The following is a 20,530-nucleotide window of genomic DNA, read 5'->3' as shown; positions in this document are numbered from 1 at the left end:
AAATTATCGTTTTCGGCTTGTTTTAAGCACCGGCTCCATAGTGACATCCACGCCCAGCTTTTTAAAAATCTTTCGGTCAACTTCTGAAAGCATGACCGTTGTATGAACCTGACAGCCATTTAAATTCGGAAGTTGTTCAATAGCCTTTCTGCAGTTTTCATTGGATGGAGAGAGCATTGCCAGAGCCACTAGAACTTCGTCCGTGTGCAAGCGGGGGTTGTTTCCTTTGAGATAATTGACCTTCATGTTCTGAATCGGCTCAATCATATCTTTTGGAATGAGCTTGATTTTGTGGTCAATGCCCGCAAGATGTTTTGTGGCGTTCAAAATGAGGGCGGCGCAAGTTCCCAAAAGGCTTGAAGTCTCGCTGGTGATAATCGTTCCGTCACTGAGTTCAATCGCAGCCGCAGGAACGCTTGCCTTGTTACCCCGTTCATTTGCCGGCTCTACGACCTTGCGGTCTTCAACGGTGATTTTTGCCTGCTTCATAAGAAGGGCGATTTTGTTGACTTCGTTTTCGCTGCCCTTGTCTTCGATGAGATTGTCAAGGGCGGTGTAATAACGGCGGATAATTTCCTGATTTGAAGCTTCGCGGCAGGCCTCGTCGTCAAAAATACAGTAGCCGGCCATGTTTACGCCCATATCCGTGGGTGACTTGTATGGATTTTCGCCGTAAATTCCTTCAAAAATCGCGTTCAAGACAGGAAAAATCTCGATATCGCGGTTGTAGTTTACGGTTGTTTCTCCATAAGCCTCAAGATGGAAGGGGTCAATCATGTTCACATCGTTCAAATCAGCGGTAGCGGCCTCGTAAGCGAGGTTGACCGGGTGTTTTAACGGAAGATTCCAGATTGGGAAGGTCTCGAATTTGGCATATCCTGCCTTAATGCCCCTCTTCTGCTCCTGATAAAGCTGGCTTAAGCAGACAGCCATTTTGCCGCTTCCAGGTCCCGGTGCTGTAACAACAACGAGGGGGCGGCTAGTCTCAACATAATCATTCTTTCCGTAGCCCTCGTCTGAATCAATCAAAGAAACATTCTGAGGATAACCTTCAATCATGTAGTGATAATAGCAGTTGATGCCCATTCGTTTGAGCTTATTCTTAAAGGCTTTTGCGCTTTCCTGACCTTTAAAATGCGTAATTACGACAGAACCAACCATAAGACCAAGATTCTGAAATTCATCGCGCAAACGGAGAACATCTTTATCGTAGGTAATGCCCAGATCGCCACGGACTTTGTTTTTTTCGATGTCAACTGCACTGATTACAATGACGATTTCCGCCATATCAGACAGTTGCATGAGCATTTTCAGTTTTGAATCGGGCTGGAACCCAGGAAGAACGCGGCTTGCATGGTAATCGTCAAATAATTTGCCGCCAAATTCCAGATAAAGTTTATTGCCGAACTTGGCAATCCTTTCCTTAATGTGCTCAGACTGTATCCGCAGATACTTTTCATTATCAAATCCGTTTTTCATAACGGAAATTTATTGTAACAGAATTTAAGAAAACAAAAAAGAGGAAACGACACCTTTTTGCTAAGCAAGTTTGCTTGCGACGGTTTCTTTTCCTCTTTCAATCACTTTTTCTTCCAAACTACTCGCTTAAAAGCACATCTTTGAGAATCGAAAGCCCTTCATCGATTTCTTTGTATGAAATATTGAGAGGCGGCACGATTCGGAGAGTGTTTGCCCCTGCCGTTGAAGTGAGCAAGCCTTTTGCAAGGAGTTTTTTCTCGACTTCGACCGCATTTGCTCCGTTAATCATGTCAACTCCAATCATGAGGCCTTTTCCGCGGATTTCACCGACGCATTTTGCATTAAAGCCGGCGATTGCCTTTCTCATGTAGTCGCCCTTTTCGACCACGCTTTCAAGGAAGCCTGGTTTTTCAAGCTCATGAAGAACTACAAGACCCGCCGCACAAGCAAGAGGATTTCCGCCGAAAGTTGACTGATGGTCGCCAGCCTTAAAGACATCGGCTGCCTTTCCCTTAATCAAAATGCCGCCGAAAGGAACGCCGCCGGCAGCTCCCTTGGCAAAGGAAATCACTTCCGGGTCAAAGCCCAATGCTTCGCTGGCAAATAAAGTTCCAGTTCGGCCGAAGCCTGTCTGAACTTCATCTGCCATAACGATAGCACCAGCCGCACGAGCCGCATCAGAGGCCGCCTTTGCCCAGTCAGCGTCAACGATGTTCACTCCGCCCTCGCCCTGAACGCACTCAATCAAAAGAGCCGCCGTTGTGTCGTCAAAAGCGGTTTTTATGGCTTCCCAGTCATTGGCTTTAATCGTCTTGAAGCAGTCGACATAAGGAGCAAAACAGGCCGGATGGAATTTTTCCTGACCTGTGGCGGTAAGAGTCGCCAAGGTCCTGCCGTGGAAAGAAGACTCCAGCGTGTAAATGACCCGTCGTTTTTCGCCGCCATTGAGGTAGCCGTATTTTCGTGCCAGTTTGATTGCGGCTTCGTTTCCTTCCGCGCCGGAATTTCCGAAATAGACGGCATCATAGCCCGTGATTCCCAGAAGTTCCGTAGCGTACTCAACGCCCACATCGCTTACGAAATAGTTGCAGACATGAATCTGTTTTTTCGCCTGCTTTGAAATCGCCTTTACCAAAGGTTTGAAATTGTGGCCGAGACAGTTGACCGCAATTCCTGCCAGAAAATCGATATATTTTTTGCCATTGATGTCGTAGCAGGTTGAGCCCTTGCCCTTTACCATGGTGACATCAAATGAGCCGTAATTATTCACAACAATTTTAGAAGCCATATTTTTTCCTCACAATTTTAATTAGTGATAGTTAGTATAATTCGTGTCTTTAATAAATCATCGTGCCGATACCGCGGTCACTGAACATCTCGATTAAAAGAGAGTGCGGAACCCGGCCATCGATGATGTGAGTTCGGGGAACTCCGCCCTGACGAGCCATCATGCAGCACTCGATTTTTGGAATCATGCCGCCTGAAATCGTACCGTCGTCGAAATATTTTTGGACATCCTCGATGTGGATTCGCTGAATCAGTGATTTTGGGTCGTTCACGTCACGGAGAACGCCCGCGACATTGGTGAGCTGAACGAATTTTTCGGCCTTCAAAGCGATTGCGATTTTTGCCGCCGCAGTGTCAGCGTTAATATTGTAGCGGGCACTGTCCCCTGACTCACCCAAGGCCACCGTTGAGACGACCGGAATAAAGCCCTCGTCCAAAAGCGACTGGATGATTTCGGGATGAACCTCGGTTACTTCGCCCACAAAGCCCAAATCTGTTCCGTCCTTGTCGATTTTTTTTGCCCGCAAGAGACCTGAATCCACGCCAGACAGTCCTACCGCCTTGCCGCCTTCCTGCAAGAGAATGCCGACAATGTCTTTGTTGAGCTTTCCTGTCAGAACCATCTGAACGATTTCCATTGTCTCAGCGTCAGTGTAGCGAAGTCCGTTGATGAATTTCGATTCTTTTCCGACCCGCTCCAGCATGTGGTTGATTTCAGGGCCGCCGCCATGCACCAGTACGACCTTGATTCCGATTGTACTGAGCAAAACGATGTCCTTCATAACGGCGGCTTTTAACTCTTCGTTGAGCATTGCGTTTCCGCCGTATTTTACGACGACAGTTTTTCCGACCCAGTGGCGGAAGTAAGGCAAAACCTGAACCAAAACATCCGACCAGTGAGCGTTATCCACACGCGGGTCAATTTTTTCACGCATTTCGTTTTCTGTATTTTCTGACATAATTTTCTCCATTAGGTACGGTAGTCTCCGTTGATTTTTACATAATCGTAAGTGAGGTCACATCCCCAGGCCGTGCCTTTTGCTTTTCCGTCTTCAAGCTCCACGAGAATGTCCACGGCTTCTTCGGTGAGGATTTTCTTTGCCAAGTCTTCGTCGAAATTCAGCGGAACTCCGTGGTCAAAGACCTTGATTGAAGACTCTTTGCCCCCGTTCACATTTCCGTCCTCGAAGTAGCGTTTTGCACCCTCACGGCTCAAGAATGAGACAGAAGTTTTTTCGGGAGTGAAGAAGAAGCCTGAGTAGCCCATTGCGTCAAGGATTCGGCCCCAGTTTGCGTCCGCTCCGAAGAAGGCAGCCTTTACGAGATTTGAGCAGATGACGGCCTTAGCCAAGCCGCGGGCATTTTCTACCGTGTCAGCACCAACGACATTGCAGGTAACAAGTCGTGTCGCACCTTCTCCGTCAGCGGCGATTTTCTTTGCCATTTCAGTGTTAAGGGCGTTCAAAGCCTCAACAAAAGCGTCAAAATCAGCCCCTTCGCTAGTGATTTCTGCGTTTCCTGCCATGCCGTTGGCGAGAATGAGAAGTGAATCGTTCGTTGAAGTGTCGCCGTCGATTGAAACGCAGTTGTAAGTGCCTGCCGCAGAGATTCGCAAGGCCTTTTCAAGCATTTGTGAAGAAATTGCGCAGTCAGTGGTGATAAAGCCCAACATGGTTCCCAGATTGATGTGAATCATGCCGCTTCCCTTGGCCATTGTTCCCATGCGCACGGTTTTGCCGCCAATCACAGTTTCCAGGGCGACTTCCTTATAGTGGGTGTCGGTGGTCATGATTGCAATTCGGGCTTCTTTGTGACCTTCCTTTGAAAGACCGTCAGCCAGCTTGTCGAGACCGTTGAGGATTTTTTCCACAGGAAGCTGCTGACCGATTACGCCTGTCGAGAGAACAAGCACATCGTCAGAGTTTATGTTCATTTTTGCGGCCACTGCCACAGCTTCCTTGTTTGCGTTGTCGTAGCCTTCCTTGCCAGTGCAGGCATTTGCGTTACCGCTGTTGGCGATGACAGCCTGAGCCTTGCCGTTTGCGATATGGTCTTTTGTCAACTTAACACATTCAGCCTTGACCCGATTCTGAGTGAATACACCCGCCGCATTGCAGACCTTTTCTGAAAAAATAAGAGCCGTATCGTTCGTTGTGCGGCTAGACTTGATTTTGTTCAAGATTCCGTTGGCCGTAAAGCCCTGGGCAGCCGTAACGCCGCCATCAATGAAAGAATATGCCATAATTCGCTCCCGAAATGTATTTTTATGCATAAAATTTACATAAATATACAATCAGTATACGATAATGACAAAAGATGTTCAACCTGCTTTTTAAGCTACAAAAATATCTTCTTTTTTTACTTTCTTCCAATCGAATTCGCCTACGGCCTCTTCAAGGGAAATTTTCTCTTCTTTTTCAATGCAACCGCTCAAAAAAAGGATTTTTCCAATCAAATCTACAGCAGAAAAATTATCTCGCAAAAATCCCATATCAATATCCTTGTTTCGCTTTGAAAGCCGCCGTCCGTCACAAGAGAGCAAAAGTGGCAGATGATAGAATTCGGGGAAAGAATCAGGCGGAATCAAAGAAAGTTTTCCATAAAGATAAAGCTGCGCGCCCACAGATGAGAGCAAATCCCTGCCCCGGACAATTTCGCTCACGCCCATAAGGGCATCATCCACAACCACTGCAAGCTGGTAGGCAAAATTTCCGTCAGAACGGCGAATGATAAAATCCCCCACATCACGAGGAAGATTGGATTTCTGAGCACCAAAATGCCCGTCAATAAAAGAAATTGATTTATCTTCGACCATGAGTCTCTTTGCAGGAGAACGCGTTTTTAATAGAAGGTTACGCTCATTTTCCGAAAGACTCTTGCATTTTCCTGAATAAATCGGGCTTCCATCGCTGGCATGGGGAGCCGAAGCAGAAAGCAAATCGGCACGACGGCAAAAGCAATCATAAACAAGACCTTTTTCACAGAGAGAGTTAAAGGCACTTATATAGAAGGAATCGCGGTTAGATTGAAAAAACTCTGGGGCTAGTCCGCCCTTCTCAGGAGAAAAATTGTCCCATTTTAAGCCCAGCCAGAGCAAATCATCAAGCAACTGCGCGGAATATTCTTTTTTACAACGCTGGCGGTCAAGGTCTTCAACGCGAAGAATCCACTCACCGCCCTGCTTTTTTGCCGAAAGATAGGAAAGGAGAGCGGAATAAACATTTCCGAGATGCATCCGCCCGCTGGGAGAAGGCGCGAATCTGCCACGCATTATTTTGCTTTATTTCCGTGGACTTTTTCGACTTCGTCAAAGAATTTCGATCCACCCTTTCCGTTTCCACGGTGAGGGCCAAGCACTTTCGACTGCACTTCGCCCGTTTTTTTCATGGAAGTGGCAACACCCTTGCCCGGAGTTGAGAGACGGTTGTAGTTCATTTCATAAAGAACAGGCTGCTCCTCGCTAAAATGAAAAATTTTGCTTGAAAGCCCTAAAAATGTAAGTACAGCCGCAATAACGAGCAAAATCGAAATACTCTTCACCGTATGAAGAAGTTTTGATTCATCGATTGTAATTGTCATAATATCCCCCTTGCCATTCGCAAATAGAAAAAACCACCTGATTTATTTTCGGAAGAAAAACGCATAATTGTTAGCAAAGGAAGCCGTTTATCGATTTTTTTTCCCATAAAAGCTCTATAAAAAAGAAAACCGCCAGCTTTTGGCGGTTTATAGTTTGCCTCTCTTCGACCTTAGCGAAGGGCAATTAATGATATCCTGCAATTCCTGCAGGTGGAGTGAATGTAATTACAAGACCCCTGAGGAGTCAGATCTTTTTGTCGGAAATTGCATTACGCCTCCTATCGTGCAGCCGGTGTGCGTCCTCATCTCGCTCCTGTCTACAATTTAATAATACCACACTTTTCTACAAAAGCAAGGAAAATTTTTAAAATTCTGCGATTTTTTTTAATTTTTTTGTACGAAATTTTATTTTCTACAGGCTGCTTTGGGTTCGCTCACGCTCATTGCTCCACTTCGTTCCGCAACTGACGCCCGCCGCATCCTGCGTAGGCTTTGCTTGTAAAAAAAACAAGTTTCGGGCAAAATTAAAGCATGTTTCCGCCCCTCCCACAAGAAAAAGCAGCCATCATTCTCGAAGAAGTGATTCTAGCCATTAAAGAAGGAAAACTCTCTCTAAAGCAGATTGCACGCCCAAGTCAGGAAAGAAAAAATCAGTGGGTAATGCTGGGGGTCCTGGTATGTAGGGACAAAGATGGCAATGAAGTCAACCTGGTAACGAATTCTGGAAACGCCCGCAAGTTGAAAGTTGAAAACGGAAAAGAGAATGTCTGGGAAGATTTTCCCCCGGAAGAGAGAGACTCTCAAGTTTCAAGTTCTAACTTTCAACTTTCATCTTTCAACTTTCAGCTTGTTCCTCCGATTGTTTCTGCTGAGGAAATTGAAGAGGCACTTTCGGAAAATGACAAAAGAATTCATGAACTGACGGAAAAAATTGCCAGTGAATCAGTTCATTCTGAATCAGGCAACATGAACTTTGAATTAAAAAAACTTCGGACTGAGAGGGAAAAACTTTGTACAGAGTCCCTTGAAAAAGTCCACGCGCTTTATAATTTTCACTGCATCGACGGAAAAATCCTCTCCCTTAAAGAAATTTGCGCACGCTACAATCAGGGTAAACTTCCCCCAACCGGAACAGGCGATTGCTGTGCCCCCAAGCTATTCGACTATGCTTTTTCACACGAGCTCTTCCCAATTTCGCTGGCCGAAACAGCATACACAGAGACGAGCGGTAACGATTGTAGCACCGCCGAAGGCGTACCGCTTGCGGTATGGAGCAATAGCGGAAGTCAAACGAGCACGACAACGAATGTGCTCGCGGAAAGCGTGACGGCGAAGCCGGACCGCCCAACACCCAACCCCTCACTCCTAACTCCCCCCTGCGATGAGCGTTGTGGAATTCTGCTTCCTGCAATGCTTAGCTTAAGAATTTTATACCGTGACGAGACGATTTGCGTGGTCAACAAAGAATCTGGGATTTTGAGCGTTCCCGGCCGGGGTGAAGACAAAAAAGATTGCGTTGAGTCTCGTTTCAGGCGGCTTTTCGGGGATTCAGTTGAAATTGCCCAGCCTGCGGTTCATCGTCTCGACATGGAAACTTCAGGAATTATGATTTTAGCCTTTACCAAAGAAGCCCACAGGGAACTGAACAGACAGTTTGAGGCCAAGGAAGTTCAAAAAGAATATGTCGCTCTTCTGGACGGAGTTCTCGCAAAAAAAGGTATCAGCCAGACAGGCTCGATGGAATTGTTTTTCCGTCTTGATGTTGAGAACCGCCCCCACCAGATTTGGGATGCCGAAAATGGAAAAAGCGCGGTCACTCAATGGCAGATTCTCGATGTAGAGCGATACCATGCTCCTGACGGCTCGACACGGAATGCAACAAGGGTACTTTTTATGCCCCACACGGGACGAACCCACCAGCTCCGACTGGCCAGCGCAGACAGTCACGGCTTCGGAACGGCAATTATCGGCGACACTCTGTATGGTCACTGCGACGAGGGAGAACGGCTTATGCTCCATGCGCAGAAAATCACTTTCACTCACCCACTCACAGGCCGGCAAATGACGATTGACTGCCCGCCGGAATTTTAATCATCTTTTTTTATCTCACTTACAAAAAGGCCTGCAATCGTAATGACGGCTCCAATCGCCCCCATAAGGGAAATGTTCTCCCCCAGGGCAAAAAAAGCGAAGATTATCGTCACTACCGGAATGAGGTAAATTCCCACGGTGGCGCGGACGGTTCCCAATCGCTCACAGGCAATGTTCCAGGCGGCAAAGCAGAAGGCACTGGCTCCCAAGCCCAAAAAAGAAAGGTTAAGCCAGTTCAGAGGATTTGAAAAACGAAAGTGATTAAATTCTGAGTCTAAAAGCAGAGAAATTCCCGGAATTTTAAAATCTGGAGTAGATACAGGAAATGTTCCTAAAGTCATAATCGAGAAAAGACCGATTGGAATCATAAAAAGCAGGGCCCAGTAAAATATTCTCCGCGTTGTCTGGATAGAGTCCAAGCCCAGTGCGTTGATTTTTGACACGCAGACCGAGTAAACGCCCCACAAGACCGCCGCCCCCAGAGCCAGCAAGTCACCTTTAGGGCTTAAGTGAAGGATGACCACGCCGTTAAAACTTACAAGGGCAATTCCGAAAATCGCAAGCAAAAATCCCAGCAGGAATGTGGGCGTAAGGTGCTTTTCTTTAAGGAAGATTTGAGAAAAAATCGCAGTAAAAATCGGGCAGATTGAGACGATAATGCTCACATTTGACGCGCTGGTGTAAGATATGGCCATATTTTCCATAAACTGATAAGCCGTAACTCCGGAAAATCCTGCAAGGGCAAAATAGATTTCGTTTTTTTTATCTTCAAGATGAAGAGATTTAGGTCGCAAAATCCACAAGCCCAGATAAGCGAGAAAAAAACGGAGCACAAGGATTTCAAAGGCCGAAAAAGACCGCAGAAGATATTTCGTAGAAACAAAGGTGATTCCCCACATAAAAACGGAAAGGGAAGCAAAAATCAGGCCGACAAGAGAAGATTTTTTTAGCATGAAATGATTGTATATGAAATCAGAAGAATTGAAAACATTGCGCTTTTCCGCTATCCTTTAGAATATGAAAGAACTTGAACTTAAATACGGATGCAACCCGAACCAGAAACCGGCGCGCGTCTTTGTGGACGAGGGCGATTTGCCGCTCACTGTTGTTAACGGAAAACCCGGATATATCAACTTGCTGGACGCCTTGAACGGCTGGCAGCTTGTAAAGGAGCTCAAAGAAGCAACAGGCCTTCCTGCAGCAACAAGCTTCAAGCATGTAAGCCCGGCCGGAGCCGCAATCGGAAAGCCCCTTTCTGACACTCTCAAAAAAATCTACTTCGTGGACGATTCAATCCAGCTCACCCCTCTGGCCTGTGCTTATGCCCGTGCCCGTGGTGCAGACCGAATGAGCTCTTTCGGCGACTTCATCTCTTTGAGCGACAAGTGTGACAAGGCCACAGCCCAGCTCATCGCCAAGGAAGTTTCAGACGGAATCATCGCTCCGGGCTATGACGATGATGCCTTGGAGCTTTTAAAGGCAAAAAAGAAGGGAGCCTACTGCATTCTTCAGATTGACCCTAACTACATTCCGCCAGAAACAGAAGTCAAACAGGTTTTCGGCGTTAAATTCGAGCAGGGACACAACTTCTTAAAGCTTGACGAGTCAACTCTCTCAAACATCGTCACAGAGAAAAAGACTTTGACCGAAGACGAAAAGCACAATCTCCTTATCGCACAGATTGTCCTCAAATACACACAGTCAAATTCAGTCTGCTATGTAAAGGACGGTCAGGCAATCGGTATCGGAGCCGGCCAGCAGAGCCGAATCCACTGTACCCGACTGGCAGGTCAGAAGGCAGACAACTGGTGGCTCCGTCAGTCACCGAAAGTTCTCGGCCTCAAATTCGTTGACGGAATCAAGCGTGCTGACCGTGACAACGCCATCGATGTCTACATCGGCGATGAGTACGAGGATGTCCTTGCAGAAGGCAAATGGCAGACAATCTTTGCAGAAAAGCCGTCTGTATTCACCCGCGAAGAAAAAAAGGAATGGCTCGCAAAGAACACTGATGTTGCTCTCGGAAGCGACGCATTCTTCCCCTTCGGCGACAACATTGAGCGCGCCCACAAGTCAGGCGTTTCTGTAATCGCTCAGCCAGGCGGAAGCGTCCGTGACGACAATGTAATCGAAACCTGCAACAAGTACGGAATGGTCATGGCCTTCACGGGCATAAGACTTTTCCATCACTAATCAATTAGCTGAAGCAAAAAAAACAGGCTTCCGGTGAGAACCAGAAATCGAACATCGCAGTGAGCAAGCTCAGGCGAGTTCGTTTCTGAACCTCACCTCCGCCTGTTTTTTTTCAGTTCTGCGCTTTTGTGATGAAAGAATCCACTGGTATATATGAATCAGCTTTCTTCTTTTACGCATCTTTTTTGGGATTTGGACGGAACTCTTACGGAATCGGCACCGGGGATTATAAATTCTGCCCGCCACGCCCTTGAATATTACGGTATTCATAATGTTCCCGAAAGCACCCTCAAAAAATTCATCGGTCCTCCCCTCATGGATTCTTTTCAGGAATTATTCGGATTTTCCCGTGAAAAGGCTCACGAGGCTATGGGAAAGTACCGGGAATACTTTGCCGAAAAAGGACTTTTTGAAAACTCGGCTTACGATGGAATAATCGAAACGCTTTCAGCCCTTAAATCTCAAGGAAAACATCTCTTCGTGGCCACAAGCAAGCCTGAAATCTTTATGAATCGGATTCTTGAAAAGTTCAATCTTGCACCTTTTTTTGAATTTGCCGGCGGCTCTGACCTTGAGGAAACCCGCAGCGAAAAGGCAAAGGTCATCGAATATGTGATTAAGGAAAATCACCTTGAAGAAGAGCGCGAAAATGGAAAGATTCTTATGATTGGCGACCGAAAGCACGACATTATCGGAGCCCACAAAAATAATATTCCCTGTTGCGCCGTTTTGTGGGGCTACGGAAGCCGGGAAGAATTCAGCGAATTCAAAGCTGATTTCGTGATTGAAAAGCCAGGCGAACTGCTTTAAAACCTTAATCCAAATTTCAGGCCGGGCACGATAAAAAAAATCGCCGTGCAAGCAGAAATCTCCCCGCTATGCACGACGATTCTCAATTTTCAGCTTTAAGTTCTAATTTTCATGCATAAATCGGGCGAACTTTGATTACGCCGTCAATTGCCTCAAATGCCTTGAGAGCCTCGCCTTCGACTTTTCCGTCAACATCGATAAGAGCGTAAGCCAAATCATTTTTGTTCTGATCGACCATGCCGGCAATGTTGAGTTTTGCGTTTCCGAGAACGGCGGTGAACTGAGCAATCATGTTTGGAACATTTTTGTGAGCGATACAAAGTCGGGTTCCGTTTGCAGGAATTTCGCCGTTCAAGAAAGTCTTAGGAAAGTTTACAGAGTTACGGATTTCGCCACATTCAAGGAAGTCGCGCAATTCATTTACAGCCATAACAGCGCAGTTATCCTCTGCCTCCGGGGTAGAAGCTCCAAGATGTGGCAAGCAGACTACTTTGTCGCATTTGAGCAATTCTTCGTCAGCAAAGTCAGTGATGAGGGCTGAGACTTTTCCTGAGTCGAGGGCCGCAAGCACATCAGCGTTGTTTACAAGACCGCCTCGTGCAAAGTTGATGATTCGAACGCCGTCTTTCATTGTTTTGATTGAAGAAGCGTTAATCATGCCCTTTGTGTCGTTTGTCTGCGGTACATGAACCGTGATATAGTCAGATTTTGTGTAAACACCTTCGAGGGTGTCAGAGATTTTGACATTGCGGTCAAGGGAGAGGGCGGCTTTTACAGAAAGGAAGGGGTCGTAACCGATGACGCTCATTCCCAAGGCGATTGCCGTGTTAGCGACCATTGCACCGATTGCGCCAAGACCGATAACGCCGAGGGTCTTTCCTTTAAGCTCCGGGCCCACGAACTGAGATTTGCCTTTTTCTGCCAAGGCAGGGATTTCATCGCCCTTTCCGGCAAGGCCAGCCACCCATTTGTTTGCGGCAACTGCCGGTCGGCTTGAAAGCAAAAGACCAAGGATTACAAGTTCTTTTACTGCGTTTGCGTTTGCGCCCGGTGTATTGAAAACAACGACGCCCTTTGCAGCCAGCTCATCGCAAGGAATGTTATTTACGCCGGCACCTGCACGGGCAACGGCCTTTACGCTCTCACCCAAGTCCATTCCATGCATCTCTGCAGAGCGGACAAGAATAGCGTCCGGGTTATTGATGTCCGTAGCAATCTCATAAGTATCGCGAGGAAAATTCTCCAAGCCAATAGCACTGATTTTATTTAAAGTCTGAATCTTATACATATTTTTCTCCATTTTTTTTCGACGCAGATGCACGCAGATTAACACAGATAAAATATAAATCCGCGTCTATCTGCGTTTATCCGCGTCTAATTATTTATTTGCCTCGGCGAATTTCTTCATAAAGTCCACCAATGCTTTAACTCCGTCGAGAGTCATTGCGTTGTAAATGCTTGCTCGCATACCACCAACCAGGCGGTGTCCTTTGAGGTTTACGAGGCCAGCTGCGGCGGCTTCCTTAACGAACTTGTCGTTGATTTCCTTTTCTTTTGCGACAGAAGCTTCGTCTGTTGCTCCAGTTGAGTATTTTGTAAGGAAAGGAACATTCATCAAAGAGCGGCTTCCCTTCTCAGTTGTGGCATGGTAGAAATCGCTTGAATCAAGGAAGTTGTAGAGATAATCAGCCTTTTCCTTGTTTCGTTTGAGCATACCTTCAGCTCCGCCGTTCTTTTCAATCCAGTGAAGGACTTTTCCAAGAACATAGATTGTGTAGCATGGCGGTGTATTGTACATGCTGCCATTGTCAGCGTGTGTTTTGTAAGCGAGCATTGTCGGAGTTCCTGGAAGACAAGCGTCAACTTCAGGAATCAAGTCTTCGCGGACGATTACCAAAGTAACGCCAGCCGGGGCCAGGTTTTTCTGTGCGCCTGCGAAAAGAAGACCGAATTTTGAGACATCAAGAGGTTCGCTCAAAACGCATGAAGAAATATCTGCAACCAGTGGAATGTCGCCGGTCTCAGGGATGTACTCGTAGTGAGTTCCCATGATTGTGTTGTTGAAGCAGATGTAAACATAGTCGTAGTCGCCCGTCACTTTCTCGACGCGCGGGATGTAAGAATAATTCTTGTCTTTTGAAGAAGCGATTACATCAACGGCGATTCCAAGCTTTTTTGCCTCTGCGGCAGCTTTCTTTGCCCAAACACCAGTCTCGATGTAAGCGGCTTTTTTGTTTTTGATGCCCAAATTCTGAGCAACCATTGCGAACTGTGTGCTTCCGCCGCCCTGAACAAAAAGAACCTTGTAGTTCTCAGGAACATTCATCAATTTGCGGACCATAGCCTCAGCGTCCTCGATGATTGGCTCGTAAGCCTTTGAGCGGTGGCTCATTTCCATTACGGACTGACCCGTTCCTTTATAATCAAGCATTTCTGCCGCACATTCATTCAAAACTTCTTCCGGCAGGCAGCTTGGCCCTGCACTGAAATTGTAGACTCTAGCCATTTTTTTCTCCATAGCGTGAAAATATTCACAGAATTTATGGCATGGATTTTATTCCTTTCAGAAATCTTGGTCAATGAAAAGGGGGAATTTAGGCTGATTTACTGTGAAATTTTTCACGATATTACTTAGCAATCATACCCGTCAGGATAAAGGCCGTGTTCACATTCTCCACAAGCACATTTTTGGAAAGATGCAGGATAATATTCGTGTAATTTACGATTCCTTTAATCCCGTATGAGACAAGGCGGTCTGCCATAAACTGGGCCTTTTCATCAGGCACGGCAAGAACGGCATATTCAATTTTCAGCGAGCGGATTTTGCTTTCCAAATCCAGGGTGGCAAAAAGCGGAACAGAGGATTTCATGATTTCGATTTTATTCACATTGGTGTCAAAGCCTGCCACAAGCTCAAAAGGACTTCCCTCAAAAACAGAAGACTCAAGCAAAGCCTCTCCCAGCTTTCCCAATCCCACGATGCAGCAACGGTGTTTTTCTGAATCAGCTCCCTCGATCTGAAAAGTCTTACGAATCGTCTCCCCCAAAACACTCACTTCATAACCGTTTGAGACTCCCTTGTGCAATTCCAAATTTGAAATATCCCGACGAATCGTAGCCTCTCCCCAGCCAGTCAAATCGCTTAATTCCACAGAAGTGATGCGTTTTTTCGCACTTTGGGAGAGGATTTTTTCTAAGATAAGAAGCCTTTTCCTAGAGGGAGGCGAAATCTTTTTCATAATATGAATTCGATTATATACTTTTTTAATATTTGTGCTATAATTGATAGCTGAAATGGGAGATAAAACATGTTAAATTGTATCAAATGCAACACAGAACTTCCTGACGAGGCAAACTTTTGCAGTAACTGCGGTTTTCCTGTAGGTTCTCTCAAAGTATGTCGCTCATGCACAAACTGCGGAGCCTCTCTAAGCGCAATCGATAAATTCTGCTCTCAATGCGGCAAAGCCGTCCGTGTCATAAAAGACGCTCCTACAAGCGGAACACTTCAAGAAATCTCTCAATCATCAAACGATACAATTCCGAAACTAGTTCCCGTCAAAGGCGGTGATTTTCTCATGGGAAGCCTCACTGGGGAATTTCAGGCAAAGCTCTCAAGTTTTTATGTCTCTGAAACACCTATCACGCAAAAACAATACATGTATGTAATAGGCAAAAACCCATCGAAGCTACAGGGTGAAGACCGCCCAGTCGAAATGGTAAACTGGTGCGAAGCCCTCATTTACTGCAATACACTCAGTTCAATTCAAGGTCTCACTCCATGTTACAGCATCGGCACACAGTATGACTTGAGCTCATTCGATGCAAACAGTCCAGTCTGGAAGCGAATCACCTGTAACTTTGCGGCCAACGGCTACCGTCTGCTCACCGAAGCAGAATGGGAATACGCCGCTCGCGGAGGAAAAGACGGTTCGCCCTATCGCTATGCAGGAGGAAGCGACATAAACCAAGTCGCATGGTACGGAGAAAACAGCGATATCACGACCCATGTAGTCGGACTCAAAAAACCTAACTCTCTCGGTCTTTTCGACATGTGCGGAAATGTCACCGAATGGTGCTGGGATTACTATGAGCCTCGGCTTCCGACTACACTACAAGTAAACCCACGAGGTCCCTCAATCGGAACAATGCACGCAAAACGAGGTGGATGCTGGCTTGATGACGCGGATCAGTGCACGGTTTTTTACCGTAGCGGAAGTATCCCAAGCGGAAAGAGCAGCAGCCTTGGATTCAGAATTTGCCGGAGCGATATAAGCACACAAATTTAATTTTTGATATTGTATTTTATTAAAAAAAATAGGAAAATGATTTTATGACTATCACTGAAAACAAAGTACCAGAAGGAATCGAATTGGTCGTAAGCGGCCGGCTCGACACAACAACAGCCCCGCAACTTGAAGCCGTTCTCAAGCAAATTGAACCATCAAAGCAGACTCTTTTTTTAAATCTCTCTGCCGTTGAATATGTATCAAGCGCGGGCCTTCGAGTGATTTTGTTAGCTCACAAAATCATGCTTCCAACAGGTGGTAAAATGATTCTCCGGCAACCATCAGATTTCTGCCGTCAGGTTTTAAGTGCGACTGGCATGGACTCAATTCTTTCAATTGAATAAAAAAAGGGGAGAAGTCTCTCCCCTAGCGCCCACTCCGTTGGTCGCTCCCCCACTCTGCGGGATTTTTCCCATCTCTCCCCGCAACGCCCGGCATTTCGGATTCTAAACAATCTTCTTTCTTATGGTTAATATATTCTGATTATCCTTGTATTCATAATTCACGGAGTCCATGAATTTCTTCGTTAAAAAAATACCTAAGCCTCCGATTTCGCGCTCTTCTGCAGAAAGCGTGACATCCGGGTCTTCCTTTGCAATTGGATTAAATTCCTTGCCATTATCTTTAAAAATTATTGTCAGAACACGGTCTTCTTCGTCAAAAGAGACTGAAATCCAAGCATCCCCCTCACCAGGATTGTAGGCATAATGCGCAATGTTCACGAAAATTTCTTCCACTGCCAAATCAATTTTATTAAAAATGATTTCATTGCAGTTATCAGGCAAACAAGAATGAATAAAATCATTTACGGTGTTCATCTGTGCATCTTCAGCTTTAATTTTCAGTTCTTTCATTTTTGATTCCTATTTCCCCTTGTAAATCATCGCAAGCATAGTTAAATCATCAAACTGTGGCGCGCCTTGAACGAAAGCATCGATATCAGAGCGCACTTCATCAAGCACATCCCGTGGATTTTCCGACTTAAGATTTTTCATCTTGTTGAGCAAACGCTCTTCGCCGTACAAATTTTCGTTTTTATCGGCGGCCTCTGTTACGCCATCTGTATATAAGAAAAGCCTGTCACCCTTAGAAATGACAATCTCATGATCCATATACACCATATCAGGCATCGCCGCAAGCATCAGGTTAGGTTTTGATTCAAGATATGAGACGCTTCCGTTTTTGCACAGAACAGGCGATGTGTGCCCGGCATTTGCAAAAACAAGTTTACCTGTGTTCACATCAAGGATTCCGAGCCAGCAAGTTACGAACATACCAGATTCGTTTCCTTCGCAAAGAATATCGTTCACATGGGTAAATATTTCACTCGGTAAAGAATAACGGAATGAAGCATCCTTGAGCAAAGTTTTCGCAATGACCATGAACAGAGCGGCCGGAACTCCCTTTCCTGAAACATCGGCAACTGTAAGGGCAAAATGCCTGTCATCAATCATAAAGAAATCATAGAAATCTCCGCCAACTTCTTTGGCAGGCGTCATGCTGGCAAACAATTCGATTTCAGGATGATTTTCATAAGGAGGAAAAACACGGGGAAGCATTTCAGCCTGAATTTTAGTCGCGACATTTAATTCTGCGCCAAGCCTTTCTTTTTCGGCGGTCGCACTGGTAAGTTCGGAAATATACTGGTTCATGTCGATGCTCATTTTTTCAACTGATTTTGCCAGTAACCCCAATTCATCATGATTTTTGATTTTTTTGAGCAGGCCAGTCAGTTCACCGTGATGCTCCGCAAAGTGAGATGTTTCATCGATAATGAACATAAGAGGCTGTACAAGCCCGCGGATTAAAGAAAAAGTGTACAAGACGAGGAAGAAGGCCGTAAATCCGAGAGCTGCAAAAAGCAATACCCGGAGATAATTCGCCTTGTACTCGGCAATTTCATTCATTGGTTTTACTACGCTCATGACGGCTATTACCGTTCCCGTAAAATCACGCACAGGTATTGAAGTTGTGACATGACCACCATTTTTTTTATATGAGAAATAACTCTGAGAAGCGCCTTCATCAAAAATACGCTGTAAATCTTCGATATAATCAGGAGTTTTGCGCTCCAAGGATTCTACATATCCCAGCGGGAAAGGATCATTTAAAACAAGACTGTTTACAGTGTCAAAAACATAAGTCCGCGATTTGTAATCAGCAGAAACAACAGTAAGATAAATATAGGCGAGTTGGGCTGTTTCCGTAAGTTCGTTCAAACGGGCATTCATGGAATCCCAATATTTGTCGGGGCCCTCTGTAAGCCAAATGAAGATTCTGTCTGCATCAATGTAAGAAATAGCGGTTTCAGCGAACTGACTCGTAACCTTCGAATACATACTTTCAACTTGCCTTTTAAATTCACGGTAGCTGATAAAACTGTTGATAACACACATTGCGAGTCCAAATAAAACGGCGCTTACCAAAAGCTTTATTGAAAGAATTGAAATCTGAATCTTCCCTTTCATAAGCCATATTATAACCTGAAAACATACATTTTTGAAGATTTTTGTGTTTTTTTTATGCTTTTCATTACCAAAAACGCACTTTTTTCACCTATATATAGGCATGAACAAAATAAAACTAAAATCTCCGTTTTTAAGGCTGGCTTGCCGCCTACAAATTCTCGCACTTTCTTTTGTTTTTCTATTTTTTTCCTGCGGAACTTCGCAAAAAGAAAATTCCGGCAAAGAAAGCTTAAAAGTAGTAAACTGGAACCTTCAGACATTTTTCGACGCTTCCTTCGATGGGAACGAGTACAGCGAATACAGGAATGAAAAAAGTGGCTGGAGCAAGGAAAGATATGAAGAGCGGCTGGACAGGCTGGCTTCGGTCATCAAAGAACTGGATGCGGATCTGTTCGTCATGGAAGAACTCGAAAAAGAAGAGCAGATTCAGGATATAGCGAACAGGCTTTCGGGTACTTTCGATTTTGCGAAACTCTACACCCATGGATTTTTTGCCAAAACTGAGGGCTCATCGATTGGCTGTGCGATTCTTTCCCGCTATTCCCTAGAAGGGATTTCCGTTCATACAATTGATTTTCGTAACGGTAAAAAACAGCCATCCATGCGTCCGATTATACAATTCTCGCTGACAAAAAATAAAAGCAAACTCACGCTTTTCGTAAACCACTGGAAAAGTAAAAGCGGAGGCGCGGAAGAATCTGAAATCTGGAGAAAACGGCAGGAAAAGCTTCTTGTACGCTTGATGCAAAAGGTAAAGGGAAAAGATAAGGCCGTGCTGGCACTGGGGGATTTTAACAAAGATATTTGGGAATTTGATATTTCAGAGTCAGATGCACAAGACAGTCAGAACGGGGAAAGAAAAACAAACATAATGCTTCACGGAGAAGAGAAATTTGCCGTCTACTCTCCGTGGATTTTAGAAGACGGTAATTGTGTTACACAAGGCAGTTACTGGTACAAAAACTTCTGGGAACGAATCGACCATTTTTTCGCCGCTGGAAATATAAGACTCACAGACTTTAAGGCGGAATGCTCCGGTGAATGGGCTTACGAAGACGGTCATCCCAAACGCTACCAGTTATGGAACGGCAAGGGCTATTCCGACCACCTGCCCATCAGCTGCACTGTCATTTTTTAGAAGACTCTATCGGCAGCCGATGTCCTCTTCCTCGCCCACATCCCATGCGTCAAAGAGATTGTCGGGCGTAGTCTCGTCCTCTTCTTCATCTTCGTCTACAAGCTCTGAAGCAGGCTCGGTCACGGGAGATTTTTCTGGCTCGGAAGGCATCTCGTCCGATTCAGAAGCAACTTCCGCTTCTACAGGAGATGCACTCTCAGAATCATTATGCATTTCGCATTCTGCATTCTGAATTTTCTCTTCCTCACCCTCGTCAAACTCAGGAGTAAGGTCTTTGTCTCCGATTTCTTCACGCATTTGAGCGACAAGAGCCTCATTGGCAGCAACGCGGGCCGCAATCTCAGGTGAAACAGGCGGAACCGGACTTGCCTCAACAGGAGTTTCAGTCGCCGTAGCCAGCGCATCCTCCTCTTCCTCGGAAACGCCGTCATGAAGGGAATCGTTCTCACTTTCCTGGGGAATCGCCACCTCAAAAGGAAATCCCTGACGGAGAGTCGCCTGAGTCAAAAACATTTTTATCGCAGTATCGATGTCAGTGCCAAGAGCCTCAAAAATCTCGCTGGCATTCTCAACCAAAGCGTCATCTAAATCAATCTCAAAAGTCTTAATCATAAATAAATTATCGGAAAAATATTAGCATAAAATTAGACGCGGATGCACGCAGATGAACGCAGATTGTTTTTATAGATGCGGGTGCTTTGACGCAAAAAAAATCCCACCCCAAGAAAATCTCAGAGCGGGTATTCTAAATTCCTCACGGAGAACACAGAGTTCACAGAGAGCTTTCAGAATTAGGAAAATCGTTCCTGTTCATTACGCTCTCTGTGCGCTCCTAAGCTCTGTGAGTTTTATGCTTTGTTCAAGCGCTTTTCCAAGTCGTCCAAGCAGTCAGACAATTCTTTTGGCAAGTGTTTGCCGAATTTTGGATAGTGGTTTTCGCGGATGTCTTTGACTTCCTTCAACCAGCCTTCCTTGTCAACTTTTGTGATCTCTGGAAGAGTCTTTTTGTAGTACTCTGGCAAGCCATCTGTGTTGATTGCGCCGTCTTTTGGCATGAAGCCGATTGGTGTGTCAACATAGTTGTCTTTTCCGTCGCAGCGGTCGAAAATCCATGCGAGAACGCGTGAGTTGTCGCCGTAGCCTGGCCACATGAATCCGCCTGGAAGCTCTGCGTTGTTCTCGTCCTTGCGGAACCA

At 45.6% G+C, this 20,530-nt stretch carries 20 protein-coding genes; 6 read left to right on the top strand and 14 right to left on the bottom strand.

Going from position 1 to position 20,530, the window contains the following annotated elements; all coding sequences use genetic code 11:
• Positions 1–3: 3 nt before the first annotated feature.
• The 6 genes from B2089_RS09075 to B2089_RS09050 form a co-directional block, all read right to left on the bottom strand.
• Positions 4–1,479, bottom strand: a complete 1,476-nt coding sequence (locus tag B2089_RS09075) for a DUF1846 domain-containing protein (RefSeq protein ID WP_296324431.1) — start codon at positions 1,477–1,479, stop codon at positions 4–6.
• Positions 1,480–1,597: 118 nt separating this feature from the next.
• Entirely contained in the window at positions 1,598–2,767 is a 1,170-nt protein-coding gene (locus B2089_RS09070; protein ID WP_296324429.1) for an acetylornithine/succinylornithine family transaminase, read from the bottom strand.
• A gap of 49 nt (positions 2,768–2,816) precedes the next feature.
• Positions 2,817–3,725, bottom strand: coding sequence for an acetylglutamate kinase (gene argB, locus B2089_RS09065; protein ID WP_414717870.1), 909 nt, complete (start codon positions 3,723–3,725; stop codon positions 2,817–2,819).
• Positions 3,726–3,736: 11 nt separating this feature from the next.
• On the bottom strand, positions 3,737–5,008 hold the full coding sequence (gene argJ / locus B2089_RS09060; protein WP_296324426.1) for a bifunctional glutamate N-acetyltransferase/amino-acid acetyltransferase ArgJ: 1,272 nt from the start codon (positions 5,006–5,008) through the stop codon (positions 3,737–3,739).
• Positions 5,009–5,098: 90 nt separating this feature from the next.
• Positions 5,099–6,037, bottom strand: coding sequence for a tRNA glutamyl-Q(34) synthetase GluQRS (gluQRS, locus tag B2089_RS09055; RefSeq protein ID WP_296324423.1), 939 nt, complete (start codon positions 6,035–6,037; stop codon positions 5,099–5,101).
• Complete coding sequence (locus tag B2089_RS09050) at positions 6,037–6,345, bottom strand: hypothetical protein (protein ID WP_296324420.1); 309 nt, start codon at positions 6,343–6,345, stop codon at positions 6,037–6,039. The genes gluQRS and B2089_RS09050 overlap by 1 nt, the downstream gene beginning before the upstream one ends.
• 531 nt (positions 6,346–6,876) lie before the next feature.
• Here B2089_RS09050 and B2089_RS09045 point away from each other — a divergent pair.
• Entirely contained in the window at positions 6,877–8,436 is a 1,560-nt protein-coding gene (locus B2089_RS09045; RefSeq protein WP_296324417.1) for an RluA family pseudouridine synthase, read from the top strand.
• Here B2089_RS09045 and B2089_RS09040 read toward each other — a convergent pair.
• Entirely contained in the window at positions 8,433–9,389 is a 957-nt protein-coding gene (locus B2089_RS09040; protein WP_296324412.1) for a DMT family transporter, read from the bottom strand. The two genes, B2089_RS09045 and B2089_RS09040, sit on opposite strands and share 4 nt — an antisense overlap.
• A 64-nt stretch (positions 9,390–9,453) precedes the next feature.
• On the opposite strand from B2089_RS09040, the gene B2089_RS09035 reads away from it, so the two are divergent.
• Both B2089_RS09035 and B2089_RS09030 read left to right on the top strand, forming a co-directional pair.
• Entirely contained in the window at positions 9,454–10,629 is a 1,176-nt protein-coding gene (locus B2089_RS09035) for a phosphoribosylaminoimidazolecarboxamide formyltransferase (RefSeq protein WP_296324409.1), read from the top strand.
• A gap of 153 nt (positions 10,630–10,782) precedes the next feature.
• Positions 10,783–11,439, top strand: a complete 657-nt coding sequence (locus tag B2089_RS09030; protein ID WP_296324407.1) for an HAD hydrolase-like protein — start codon at positions 10,783–10,785, stop codon at positions 11,437–11,439.
• A gap of 109 nt (positions 11,440–11,548) precedes the next feature.
• On the opposite strand, the gene B2089_RS09025 is transcribed toward B2089_RS09030, so the two are convergent.
• The 3 genes from B2089_RS09025 to B2089_RS09015 form a co-directional block, all read right to left on the bottom strand.
• Positions 11,549–12,727 carry a phosphoglycerate dehydrogenase gene (locus B2089_RS09025; RefSeq protein ID WP_296324404.1) on the bottom strand — a complete coding sequence of 393 codons (1,179 nt, stop codon included), beginning with the start codon at positions 12,725–12,727 and terminating at the stop codon, positions 11,549–11,551.
• Between the two features lie 90 nt (positions 12,728–12,817).
• Positions 12,818–13,945: a 3-phosphoserine/phosphohydroxythreonine transaminase gene (serC, locus tag B2089_RS09020; RefSeq protein ID WP_296324401.1), complete on the bottom strand. Its 1,128-nt coding sequence runs from the start codon at positions 13,943–13,945 to the stop codon at positions 12,818–12,820.
• Between the two features lie 121 nt (positions 13,946–14,066).
• Positions 14,067–14,678, bottom strand: coding sequence for a winged-helix domain-containing protein (locus B2089_RS09015; protein ID WP_296324398.1), 612 nt, complete (start codon positions 14,676–14,678; stop codon positions 14,067–14,069).
• 69 nt (positions 14,679–14,747) lie between these two features.
• On the opposite strand from B2089_RS09015, the gene B2089_RS09010 reads away from it, so the two are divergent.
• Together B2089_RS09010 and B2089_RS09005 are read left to right on the top strand one after the other, a co-directional pair.
• Positions 14,748–15,728: an SUMF1/EgtB/PvdO family nonheme iron enzyme gene (locus tag B2089_RS09010; RefSeq protein ID WP_296324395.1), complete on the top strand. Its 981-nt coding sequence runs from the start codon at positions 14,748–14,750 to the stop codon at positions 15,726–15,728.
• A 44-nt stretch (positions 15,729–15,772) separates the two neighbouring features.
• Positions 15,773–16,072: an STAS domain-containing protein gene (locus B2089_RS09005; RefSeq protein WP_296324393.1), complete on the top strand. Its 300-nt coding sequence runs from the start codon at positions 15,773–15,775 to the stop codon at positions 16,070–16,072.
• Positions 16,073–16,174: 102 nt separating this feature from the next.
• Here the strand turns inward: B2089_RS09005 and B2089_RS09000 are convergent, their stop codons facing one another.
• Both B2089_RS09000 and B2089_RS08995 read right to left on the bottom strand, forming a co-directional pair.
• A complete protein-coding gene (locus tag B2089_RS09000; RefSeq protein ID WP_296324389.1) occupies positions 16,175–16,582 on the bottom strand; it encodes an ATP-binding protein in 408 nt (135 codons plus the stop codon).
• Between the two features lie 9 nt (positions 16,583–16,591).
• Entirely contained in the window at positions 16,592–18,196 is a 1,605-nt protein-coding gene (locus tag B2089_RS08995) for a SpoIIE family protein phosphatase (RefSeq protein WP_296324386.1), read from the bottom strand.
• Between the two features lie 100 nt (positions 18,197–18,296).
• Between B2089_RS08995 and B2089_RS08990 the strand changes: the two genes are divergently transcribed.
• Positions 18,297–19,334 (top strand): endonuclease/exonuclease/phosphatase family protein, encoded by a 1,038-nt coding sequence (locus B2089_RS08990; protein WP_296324384.1) that lies wholly within the window; start codon positions 18,297–18,299, stop codon positions 19,332–19,334.
• A gap of 6 nt (positions 19,335–19,340) precedes the next feature.
• Here B2089_RS08990 and B2089_RS08985 read toward each other — a convergent pair whose 3' ends face one another.
• Positions 19,341–19,946, bottom strand: coding sequence for a type II toxin-antitoxin system RelB/DinJ family antitoxin (locus B2089_RS08985; RefSeq protein WP_296324381.1), 606 nt, complete (start codon positions 19,944–19,946; stop codon positions 19,341–19,343).
• Between the two features lie 236 nt (positions 19,947–20,182).
• Positions 20,183–20,530, bottom strand: a 348-nt coding sequence (locus B2089_RS08980) for a phosphoenolpyruvate carboxykinase domain-containing protein (protein WP_296686856.1), incomplete at its 5' end; no start/stop codon positions are given.

The organism is Treponema sp. UBA3813 (genome assembly GCA_002368605.1).
Taxonomy (GTDB): domain Bacteria; phylum Spirochaetota; class Spirochaetia; order Treponematales; family Treponemataceae; genus Treponema_D.
The sequence above is the reverse complement of the archived record's forward strand: the minus strand, read 5'-3'. Positions and strand labels throughout refer to the sequence as shown.